Below are 11104 nucleotides of genomic sequence, written 5' to 3'. Positions count from 1 at the left end.
GATCAGAGACAAACAGTAATTTGATATTCGTGCTCGCAGCAACAGGAATTTGTGCTCAATGATCGATGCTGTCCGTTTAGTTCGCGGGGTCTGATATTGCTACCACCATAAAGATTTACGACTTACCATTCCCCTGTTCAATTTCCATTATGAGAAGATGACGATGATACAGTAACTAGGTAACTACTGGATGGAATTATTTTCATGAGAATTTGTGACCCTGCGGGTCATGTATGTTTAGTTCCACTTGTATAGCCGATTTCAAAATAATAATATTGCGACAACAGATTATCCTTAATGGACGTGTTTTTGCATTTGAGAAATTGCTGCTTTTTCAAGTCGGGAAACTTGCGCTTGGGAGATGCCAATTTCCTCGGCAACTTCCATTTGGGTTTTCCCTTCAAAAAACCTCATGGATAAAATCATTTTTTCCCTTTCATTTAACCTCTGCATCGCTTCTTTTAGAGCAATTTCCTCAACCCAAAAAACATCTTTCGTTTTTTCATCACTGATTTGGTCCATGACAAAGATAGGGTCTCCTCCATCATGATAGATCGGTTCAAATAAGGAAACGGGATCCTGGATGGCATCTAAAGCAAACACCACATCTTCTTTAGGAACATTTAAGACTTCTGAAATTTCATAAATGGTTGGCTCCCTTGAGTTTTGATTGGTAAGACTGTCTCTGATTTGAAGGGCTTTATAGGCAATATCCCGCAGGGAACGGGAGACGCGAATCGGGTTATTATCCCGAAGATATCTGCGAATCTCTCCGATAATCATCGGAACGGCATAAGTTGAAAACTTTACATTTTGGCTAAGATCAAAATTATCAATAGCTTTCATTAATCCAATGCATCCAACCTGAAAAAGATCATCTACGTATTCCCCTCGATTGTTAAACCGTTGGATGACGCTTAAGACAAGCCGGAGATTTCCATTCACCAGCTTCTCGCGTGCGGAATAATCTCCATTTTGAAGTTGTTGAAAAAGCTCCCTCATGACTGAATTGTTTAAAACCGGTAACTTGGAAGTATCCACACCACAAATTTCAACTTTGTTTCGTGTCATGATTTTCCCTCCCAGGAGCAACTTATTGGTTAAGTATCTCCCAGGGGGAAAAATTTATGCTTATTAGCACAATCACCTAATTTTCTGTTAAATCATTTTATTAAATTCTTTCCGAAGACGCTTAATAATCCTTTTTTCCAATCTAGAAATATAGGATTGGGAAATCCCTAGCATATCAGCAACATCCTTTTGGGTTTTCTCCTCTTCTCCTCTCAAACCAAAGCGCATCTCCATAATTTTTCTTTCCCTATCCGATAATTTGGCCAATGCTTTCTGCAAAAGTTTGCGATCCACCTGATGCTCAATATCTTTATAGATCGTATCATTCTCTGTGCCCAATACATCAGAAAGCAATAATTCATTTCCATCCCAATCAATATTTAATGGTTCATCGAAGGAGACTTCCCCTCGGATTTTGTTATTTCTGCGCAAAAACATTAATATTTCATTCTCAATGCACCTTGAAGCATAGGTGGCCAGCTTTATCTTCTTTTCCGGATCAAAGGTATTGACTGCCTTGATTAAGCCGATGGTTCCAATGCTAACCAAATCCTCAATGTTGACTCCTGTATTTTCAAATTTCCGGGCAATATACACCACCAAACGAAGGTTTCTCTCGATCAGCATTGCCCTGACAGCCGCATCACCGGAGGGCAGTCTTTCCAACAAATGTTCCTCTTCTTCCCTGGATAAAGGAGGGGGCAACGCTTCATTCCCTCCAATATAGTATATTTCTTCGGCTTTTTTCCCAAAATAAAAGAGCAGCCGGTACCAGATTAAATGGATGGTTAGACGCAGTTTGGTCATCATGCAATACCTCCTTCTATTTGATTTACTTTATTTTTTAACATCAGCAGATGAGGGTGGATGATGGCTTGATAACTGTCATCCTTGGTTAATTTTTTCCCCTGAAGGCCCACAAGAACTCTTTCGGTTTCAAAGATTCCCTGCTGGCTGTGTATGACAATCCGTTCAGGTCTGAAGGCAATCAGAAATTGCATTTGACTTTTTCCTACCCCATGGAATGGGATTACCCTCACTTTAGTTAGCCATTCATCTGAGAGATTTGCCAACGAACGATCAACCTCATGGATGAGAATCTCCTCGTTTGATAAATGGACCATGGATTCAGGAATCCTTGAATGAAACTGACTCGCTTCCACCACAATGATTGGAATCCTTGTGATCGGTTCAAATAATTGATTTCCTGTATCAACTAATCCCTTACAAGTGATGGGGCCGCTTTTTAAAGGGCTTCCCAGATAAATATCCAATTTTACCAAATCTTGACCTCGTGTCTTATAACTTTCCACGGCCTCAAGATTCCTTTTGGAAAACCAATACATGAGAGGAATTCCTGTCAATACGAATGCCCAGGAGACCGGGTCACCGTAATTGCTCCGAGATGCAGTCATCATCCCTACAATCAGTTCATTCCTTGACTGCAAAAAGAAATATATCCCATAAATCCCTCCTCCGATAACAAAGGTGAGAAAATAAAATAAGCTTAAATTTTTGAATAGATTTAAAAAGCTGCGATATCCAAAGGCTGACCATACAAGAAGAATAGAAATCAAAAATTTCATCCACGGATGATACATCCAACCTATAGAGGAAACAAAGAAAGTGAACGTATAGGCTGTCCCAATCAATGATGCAATAGCCAATCGCCACTTTTTTACCGAAATGTGACGTATATGTCCGGTCATCCACAATAACAGAAAATCAACAAAGAAATTTAATAATAAGACAAGATCCAGATAAACCAGAACTTCTCACCATCCTCAGGTGAATTCATCGTGAAACCAGTATAGTATAATGATATTTCAAAGTCTGTCTAAACTTGCCGACAAGCCGTAATTTTTTTCGTCGAATTCCGTCAACTAGAATAGGAAGTTATGGGAAAAATTTAAGATTTACTAAGGGCAGTCTTCGAGTTCGTGCTTAGCGGAGGGGCTAAAGAACGGAAATTAAAAGGGGCATTTCCTTCATTGGAAATACCCCTTAGGTATTAAAATCTATAGTATTTTAAAATCTTATTTCTTCTTGTTTCTATTCCTTAAAAAAGCTGGAATATCCAGATTATCCCCAGAGCCAGAGGATCCTGTCTGAAAGGGCCTGAGATCAAATTTTTCCGCTGAAAATGGCTTATTAACCGTTTGCTGACCTTCGTCAAATCCAGTTGCGATCACCGTTACATAAATCTCATCTTTTAAATCCTCATTTATCACAGCACCAAAAATCATATTTACCTCAGGATCAGCAGATGATGCCACAATATCAGCCGCTTCGTTCACCTCAAAAAGGCTTAAATTCACCCCGCCCGTAATATTGAGCAAGACCCCCCTCGCTCCATCAATAGAGGTTTCCAACAAAGGGCTACAAATGGCTTTTTTCGCCGCTTCCGTTGCCCGATTTTCACCGGAAGCCACACCGATTCCCATAAGGGCTGAGCCCTTTTCAGTCATAATGGTCTTCACATCGGCAAAATCAAGATTAATCAGTCCGGGGACGGCAATTAAATCCGATATTCCCTGTACCCCCTGGCGAAGAACATTATCTGCTTCTTTAAAGGCTTCCAGCATAGGTGTATTTTTATCAACAATTTCGAGAAGTCGGTCATTAGGGATAACGATTAACGTATCCACTTTCTCCTTTAAGGTAGCAATTCCACTCTCTGCCTGCTTTGCCCTTTTTCTGCCCTCAAATGTAAAGGGGCGCGTGACCACACCTACTGTAAGAGCTCCTAATTCTTTGGCAATTTCTGCAATGACTGGTGCAGCTCCTGTACCCGTCCCGCCTCCCATGCCGGCAGTGACAAATACCATATCCGCTCCACGAAGAGCATTTTCAATGGCTTCCCGGCTTTCTTCGGCAGCTTTTTTGCCAATTTCAGGATTGGCTCCTGCCCCAAGGCCGCGAGTCAGCTTCTCACCAATCTGCATTTTTACTTCAGCTTGGGATTGCTTAAGGGCCTGTCCATCTGTATTAACAGAGATAAATTCCACACCTTGAACTCCAGCAGCAATCATGCGATTCACTGCGTTATTTCCGCCGCCGCCTACACCGATTACCTTTATTTGTGCCAATTGGTCCATTTCTACATCAAATTGTAACATAGGATCTGTTCCCCCTCATCACAGTCAACGGGATTAGATAAACTCTTTCAACCAATCTTTCATTTTCTCCATTAGATTCCCTGACTTTGTATGGTTCGACTTTGTTGTGCTTTTATTCTTCATTCTATTTTGACCCTGAACATGGGTAACTCTTCGGAACATTTGTTTTGAGGCATATCGAATGATGCCAACTCCTGTAGTAAATGAAGGATCACGTACTCCAATATAATCCGGCATTGCAATACGGACCGGGCCGGGAAGTATTTCCTTTGCAACCAACAAAATTCCGGGCATGGCTACAACGCCGCCGGTTAAAACAAATCCGCCAGGAATCTCATCATGAACCCCCATTTTTGAAATTTCTTTATGAATTAGTGTAAAAATCTCCTCCACGCGAGGCTCAATAATGTTGGCTAAGTCATATTGCGAATACTGTTTTTCCATATCGCTTCCTATCCGTGGGACTTTAAAAGTTTCTTCAGTTGAAGCTTCCTTGATTGAGGCACAACCATATTTCAGCTTAATTCTCTCAGATATCTCAGTATGAGTGCGCAGTCCTATCGTAATATCGTGGGTGATGTATTCACCTCCGATAGGAAGGACTGAGTGGGCAGCCAAATAACCATCTTCAAAATAAGCAAGGGTTGTGGATCCCGCCCCGATATCTAATAAAAAGACACCTAAATTCTTATCATCCTTGGAAAGGGCAATTTCACTTGCCGCTAAAGGTTGGAGAACAATACCGGCTATGGATAATCCCGCCCGTTGAATACAGCGAACCACGTTATGTATTACAGTTTTAGAACCAGTAATGATGGTTCCTTCCATTTCCAAACGAACTCCGATCATCCCGCGTGGATCCTTTATGTCTCTCAATCCATCTACAACAAACTGTTTAGGTACTACATCAATGATCTCTCTTTCAGGGGGGATGGCAATTACCCGGGAAGCTTGAATCACCCGTTCAATATCCTCGTCTCCAATCTCTCGGTCCTCACTGGATACAGCAACGACTCCCTGGGTTGGTAATAATTGAATATGATTACCAGCTATACCTATAAACACATCCTGTATCGAGATCCCAACCATTTGTTCCGCATGCTGAACGGCATTTCGGATTGAAGCAACGGTTTGATCAATATCAACGATGGCACCTTTTTTGATCCCCTCAGAATCTGAGGAGCCAACCCCTATAATATTAAGGGCGCCATTATTTATTTCTCCGATAATGACTCTGACTTTGGATGTACCGATGTCCAAACTGACAATATAATCATCGATGCTCAAACTATGGCACCTCCCTGAAAAAAGGTCTGCAACTGATTCACATAGTATCTAATTTCCACATTCATTACCTTTTCCCTTTTTTTTTCAATATTTTTTCATAGAAAAATTTACTTCAATAAAAATGAAAGACAAAATTTGGATTATCAGTCCTTAGCTTATACCGAAAATAATGTAATGCTTGATCTCCCGCATAATATCTATAATAACATTGAAATGAAATATTATAAATAGGGTATTTCGCCTATTCGCTCATGTTTGCTTCAGAATTGGTTTCATATGTGCGATACCAGGTTCCATCAAGAAGATAGATAATTCCGTAAGAGCGATCCTGATCTTTGCTTTCTATTTTTTTTAAGATTTGGGGGTATAATTCGAACTTTTTAGCAAAACCGGAAATCGTAGAATAGACTTCATATCCGGATAGGGTATAAAAATGTATGCGGTCTGGATAAGAAGGAGTGGGTTCCAGATGAATATCAGAAATTCTTTCTCGCAAATAACTTGGCAGGTTTGAGAGCTCCTTCGCTAATTCTGGCAGCTTGCTTTTATCATCCCACTGGGTAATGATGGGATCGTTGACAAACTGGGATTTCCATTCACGATGAGTTAAAATTTTTCCGTTAGAAGTAATAGGATATAACTTCCCATTTTCTAACCAAAAGGATATGACTGAATACTCTTTGACAGAGATGATCAGTTTTCCAGGGAATTTTTTTTCAACCTTTGCTTCAGAGATCTCCGGAAGCTTTGTTAACCGTTCAATAACAGAACCGGATATGACCTGAAAAATTGAATCGCCGATTTTTATTCCCGAATGATCAATCACTTCCTGTCGGGACAGCAATAAATTACCCTCGACAAGAATATCGGAAACTTTACTGAAGGGAGATTTTAAAAATAATAGAATCAAGACGGATATAAAAAAAAGAAACAAAACGATCAGGAGAAATAAGTTTGCTTTTCTTTTTCTCTTTTTTTTTAATACCGGTATCCGCTTAACCTGTCCTTGTTCAGGATACATAGAACCCATCCCCCAGTTCACATGTAGGAAAATACGAAAAACATCAGAAAAAATAGGCATATAAACGAGCGAAACGATTTATATGCCTATACTTTTAAACTTAAAGGTTGACTCTTTGCATGTTCGCATTGATTTGTTTTAAGTAGGTTTCCAATTTCTCGTAGCCTCTGTCAATATGATGGATATGGTGAATCCTTGAGACCCCTTTTGCTGCCAATGCAGCCAACACCAACGCTGCTCCTGCCCTAAGGTCAGTCGCTTCCACCATCGCTCCCTCAAGATAAGGAACACCCCGTATAAAAGCTGAATTTAAATCTACTTGAATATTGGCCCCCATGCGATTCAGTTCATTCACATGCTTAAACCGGCTGTCAAAAACATTTTCCGAAACGATACTTGCCCCATTAGCTGTACTTAATAAAGCCATCATGGGAGCTTGAAGATCAGTTGGGAAACCTGGATACGGCGCCGTCCGTACCCGATCTACTGACCTTAACCGCTTAGGACCTTTGACCTTCATTATATCAGACTCTATGCTGATTTCAACACCACAGCGTCTTAAGACATCGATGACTGCATCCAGATGATCTGCCCTCGCATTTTCAATGGTAATCTCCCCGCTCGTAATGGCGGCAGCCATCATAAAAGTACCGGTCACGATTCGATCAGGTATGACCCGATAATCAGAGGCGCGTAAGTCCTTAACTCCTTCAATTTCAATCACATTGGTACCGGCACCCGACACCTTCGCCCCCATGGAGTTTAAGAAATTTTGTAAATCTATAATCTCTGGCTCCCTTGCCGCATTTTTAATTTGGGTTTTTCCTTTTGCCAGAACAGCAGCCATCATAATATTTTCTGTAGCTCCTACACTCGGGTAGTCCAAGTAAATGGAATTTCCCTGCAGAACAGGAGCTGAACAAGTAATATAACCCCCTTTCACTTCAATATGAGCACCCAGATACTCTAATCCTTTCAGATGAAGGTCAATTCTTCTTTCTCCAATGGCACAACCACCTGGCCTGGTTACGGTTACTCTTCCAAAACGGGCGAGTAAAGGTCCCATTAAAAAGATGGAAGATCGCATTTGTCCCATAAGATCTTCGGGAATGTCTGTCTGATTGACACCAGAAGTATCGATGATAACCTTAGACGAATCAACTTTACATCTAGCCCCAATACGTTTTAAAATATCCAACATGACATAAATATCCAACAATTGGGGAATTTCTCGTATGATATGTTTCCCTTTAGCAAGCAGGGTTGCGGAGAATATTGGTAATGATGCATTTTTTGCCCCGTGAACTCTTACCTTACCTGACAGAGGTTTTCCCCCTTCGATGATGAAAGCTTCCAATGTTTCACCTCCGATTTACCCCTCACCAACCACCTTAACCTCAGGTATCAGTTCAACATGAAATTTCTCTTTAACCATTTCTTTTACATGCTCAATAAGTGTAAGAACATCATCGGCCGTTGCCCTCCCACAATTAACAATAAAATTGGCATGCTGCAAAGAAATTTGCGCATCCCCCACCCGATATCCCTTTAAACCAGCTTTCTCAATCAATCCTCCAGCATAGTAATTCTCCGGATTTTTAAAGACACTTCCCGCACAAGGGAACTGGAGGGGCTGGGATTTTCTTCTCTTATCCTTGTGTAATGCCATTGCCGCTGCAATTTCCTTCCTGTTACCACGCTTTAATTGAAAGTCTGCCTCAACAACCACCCATTTTTTTTGTTGTAAAATAGAGTTACGATACTGAAATTTTAAATCCTCGGTCGTCAAAGTAAGTGGTTCCCCATTTTCCTTTACAATCTTCACAGTTACTAAGATTCTTGATACATCAGACCCATGGGCACCCGCATTCATATATATTGCTCCACCAACAGTTCCGGGGATTCCACCAGCAAATTCCAGTCCAGTCAGACCCTCTTTACCTGCCATTACTGCCAATTTTATAAAGGAATAACCGGCACCTACTCTTACAGTTTCCCCCAAAAATCGGAGATTTTCAAAGCCATGGGATAATTTGATGACAGCCCCTCGAATCCCCTTATCCCGAACCAGCAGATTGGATCCTCTTCCAATCACAGTCCAAGGTATATCAGTCTGATGAAGAAATTTGAGAATTTTTTGCAACCCAGTCTGATCATGAGGAATGATGAGAATATCCACAGGTCCGCCAATTTGCCAGGTGGTATGATTGGACATGGGCTCCTCAAGTAAAAACTCTCCAACTTGGTTCTCCTGTAAGAAACTTATGAGATCCTTCATCATCATTATCCTCCTTGATCATGATTCCTTGCCCCAGACTTACCATGTGATATCATATTTTATGCTGATTTTGCATAAGTGTGACGACCGCCTATTCCTGTAGTACAGCCATCTATGCCCGTAGCATGGCCTTTGCTTCCTTATACAGAAGCTCAGCAGCTTCTGGTTTTCCAAGGGATTTTGCCTTTATAGACATATGTATCAAACGGGTTTCATCATTCATCAGATCATGAATGGCTTGAAACAGAGCCATTTCATTCAAATCCTTTTCTAACAACATGATAGATGCACCCTGTTCTTCCATCCAACGAGCATTTTTTTCCTGATGATTATTTGTTACATAAGGTGATGGGATTAATATGGATGGAAGTCCCAATGCCGTGATTTCTGCCAAAAAAGAGGCCCCGGCACGATTAATGATCAAACTGGTGGCTGCCAAAACTTCCGGCATATTATACAAAAAAGGGTAAACAGAAAGATTGGTTGGAACATGTTCACCAATCCGCTGAACAACCTTTTCATAGTGTACTTCACCAGTTACATAAACAAAGTGGAAATCAGGTAACTCCACCAATCTAGGAATCATCGATAAGAAAGTTTCATTAATGGGCCTTGCACCGCGGCTTCCACCAACCACAAGAACAATCTTCTTCTCGGGTAAGATGTGAAGGGACTCAAATCCCTGTTTAGCTTCAGCAGTGGCTACTTCCGTTGCCCTTGGATTTCCTGTCAATTTTACTTTTTTCGCGGGAAAATATTGTTCAGAACCTGAAAAGGATACGGCAACCATGTCCACATATCTGGATAAAAATTGGTTGGTTAATCCCGGTATAACATTCTGCTCATGGATTAAAGTAGGGATGGACAGTTTAGAAGCAGCATATACAACGGGGGCACATACATAACCTCCCGTCCCAATGACGATATCCGGTTTAAACTTGCGAATCAATGATTTACAGATGCTTACTCCATTTATAAATCGATACACCGTTCTAAGATTCTCCCATGAGATTTTCCTTTTAAACCCCGAAACTTTAAGTGGAAAGAAAGGGATCCCTTCTTTCTGAACAATATCTGCTTCTAGTCCATGCTTGGAACCTACATAAAGAATCTCAATATCGGACTCCCGTTTTTTAAACTCTTTCAATAGGGATAGAGCTGGATAAATATGGCCTCCTGTTCCTCCCCCTGAGATGATAATCCTCATCCGATCACCTCGAATATCTGGAAATATTAAGTAACACTCCTACAGCGGTTAAGGTTAAGGTAAGCGATGATCCTCCGTAGCTAATAAATGGCAATGTGATACCTGTAACTGGAAAAAGGCCGGTCACCACCCCTACATTAATAATCACTTGAATGGCAATCATGCTGACAATCCCTACGGCCAATAGACTCCCAAACATATCCGGTGCGGTAATGGCCGCTCTAAATCCTCTCCACAGGAGAATCAAAAAAAGTAAAAGAACGAAGGAACCGCCAATAAACCCCAATTCTTCGGCCAATATGGAAAAAATAAAATCTGTTTGCGGTTCGGGAACATAATAAAATTTTTGTCTGCTCATGCCCAGACCCAATCCCATTAATCCGCCAGGTCCAATGGCGTAAAGGGATTGAATCAGCTGCCACCCTACCCCCTGTGGATCTTGCCAAGGATCCAGAAATCCTGTAATTCGGGCGATGCGATATGGTGCTGCAAGGATTAGGGCAACAAAACCTGCCACTCCCAACATGGCTAATCCCGATAAATGAGCCAACCTGGCTCCTGCCACATAGATCATTAAAACAGCGGTTCCAACCAAAATGGTACCTGTTCCTAAATCAGGCTGCATCATAATCAGGGCAAAGGCAAACCCTACAATGGAGAGCGGCGGAATAATACCTTTGGTAAAGAAGATCATTTGCTTCTGATGTTCTGATAACCATTTAGACAAAAACAGAATCATAGTCAATTTCATAAATTCGGAAGGTTGAAGGGAAAAAGCTCCTACTCCCAGCCAACTGCTGGCTCCTCCTCGAACCAAACCCACCCCGGGAATCAAAACGATCACCAGAAGAAAAAAACAAAGAATCAATCCGGTTTTTGCCCATTTTCTCCAGATCCAATAATCCACATTCATCGTAATTATCATGGCAATCACACCAAGAGCAGCAAACAAAAACTGTCTCTTTACATAAAAGTACATATCCCCCTGCTGATAGAAGGATAACACTGCGCTGGAACTATAAACCATAACAACACCAATCGATAATAAGCCTAGAGAAGCAGCAATGATAAAAAAATCCGGGTAAACACGAGCCTTTGACAAAGGGAAACACCTCATTTAT

The 11104-nt window shown here is 41.2% G+C and carries 10 protein-coding genes; all 10 read right to left on the bottom strand.

The window, feature by feature from the left end; all coding sequences use genetic code 11:
- Positions 1-294: 294 nt before the first annotated feature.
- The 10 genes from sigG to spoVE all read right to left on the bottom strand — a co-directional run bounded on the left by sigG (position 295) and on the right by spoVE (position 11085).
- The gene (gene sigG / locus L1765_RS06380) at positions 295-1071 is read right to left on the bottom strand and encodes an RNA polymerase sporulation sigma factor SigG (RefSeq protein WP_236405810.1); all 777 of its coding nucleotides are present in this window, start codon (positions 1069-1071) and stop codon (positions 295-297) included.
- Between the two features lie 87 nt (positions 1072-1158).
- The gene (gene sigE / locus L1765_RS06375) at positions 1159-1881 is read right to left on the bottom strand and encodes an RNA polymerase sporulation sigma factor SigE (protein ID WP_236405809.1); all 723 of its coding nucleotides are present in this window, start codon (positions 1879-1881) and stop codon (positions 1159-1161) included.
- Positions 1878-2831: a sigma-E processing peptidase SpoIIGA gene (gene spoIIGA, locus L1765_RS06370; RefSeq protein WP_268928755.1), complete on the bottom strand. Its 954-nt coding sequence runs from the start codon at positions 2829-2831 to the stop codon at positions 1878-1880. Before spoIIGA ends, sigE begins: the two co-directional genes overlap by 4 nt.
- 276 nt (positions 2832-3107) lie before the next feature.
- Positions 3108-4190, bottom strand: coding sequence for a cell division protein FtsZ (gene ftsZ, locus L1765_RS06365; RefSeq protein WP_236405807.1), 1083 nt, complete (start codon positions 4188-4190; stop codon positions 3108-3110).
- Positions 4191-4223: 33 nt separating this feature from the next.
- On the bottom strand, positions 4224-5477 hold the full coding sequence (gene ftsA / locus L1765_RS06360) for a cell division protein FtsA (protein WP_236405806.1): 1254 nt from the start codon (positions 5475-5477) through the stop codon (positions 4224-4226).
- A 241-nt stretch (positions 5478-5718) separates the two neighbouring features.
- A complete protein-coding gene (locus L1765_RS06355; protein ID WP_236405805.1) occupies positions 5719-6498 on the bottom strand; it encodes a cell division protein FtsQ/DivIB in 780 nt (259 codons plus the stop codon).
- A 100-nt stretch (positions 6499-6598) separates the two neighbouring features.
- Positions 6599-7855: a UDP-N-acetylglucosamine 1-carboxyvinyltransferase gene (gene murA / locus L1765_RS06350; RefSeq protein ID WP_236405804.1), complete on the bottom strand. Its 1257-nt coding sequence runs from the start codon at positions 7853-7855 to the stop codon at positions 6599-6601.
- Positions 7856-7870: 15 nt separating this feature from the next.
- A complete protein-coding gene (murB, locus tag L1765_RS06345; RefSeq protein WP_236405803.1) occupies positions 7871-8776 on the bottom strand; it encodes a UDP-N-acetylmuramate dehydrogenase in 906 nt (301 codons plus the stop codon).
- 112 nt (positions 8777-8888) lie between these two features.
- Complete coding sequence (murG, locus tag L1765_RS06340) at positions 8889-9983, bottom strand: undecaprenyldiphospho-muramoylpentapeptide beta-N-acetylglucosaminyltransferase (RefSeq protein WP_236405802.1); 1095 nt, start codon at positions 9981-9983, stop codon at positions 8889-8891.
- Between the two features lie 4 nt (positions 9984-9987).
- Positions 9988-11085: a stage V sporulation protein E gene (gene spoVE / locus L1765_RS06335; protein WP_236405801.1), complete on the bottom strand. Its 1098-nt coding sequence runs from the start codon at positions 11083-11085 to the stop codon at positions 9988-9990.
- Positions 11086-11104: the final 19 nt, after the last annotated feature.

The organism is Microaerobacter geothermalis, assembly GCF_021608135.1.
In the GTDB taxonomy this organism is placed as follows: domain Bacteria; phylum Bacillota; class Bacilli; order DSM-22679; family DSM-22679; genus Microaerobacter; species Microaerobacter geothermalis.
Note: the sequence above shows the minus strand (reverse complement) of the source record. Positions and strands in the feature narration are given on the sequence as shown.

Excerpts from the sequence above, each read along its gene's own strand:
- sigG (WP_236405810.1), bottom strand. The coding sequence starts at position 1,071 with ATGACACGAAACAAAGTTGAAATTTGTGGTGTGGATACTTCCAAGTTA.
- sigE (WP_236405809.1), bottom strand. The coding sequence starts at position 1,881 with ATGATGACCAAACTGCGTCTAACCATCCATTTAATCTGGTACCGGCTG.
- ftsZ (WP_236405807.1), bottom strand. The coding sequence starts at position 4,190 with ATGTTACAATTTGATGTAGAAATGGACCAATTGGCACAAATAAAGGTA.
- L1765_RS06355 (WP_236405805.1), bottom strand. The coding sequence starts at position 6,498 with ATGTATCCTGAACAAGGACAGGTTAAGCGGATACCGGTATTAAAAAAA.
- murB (WP_236405803.1), bottom strand. The coding sequence starts at position 8,776 with ATGAAGGATCTCATAAGTTTCTTACAGGAGAACCAAGTTGGAGAGTTT.
- murG (WP_236405802.1), bottom strand. The coding sequence starts at position 9,983 with ATGAGGATTATCATCTCAGGGGGAGGAACAGGAGGCCATATTTATCCA.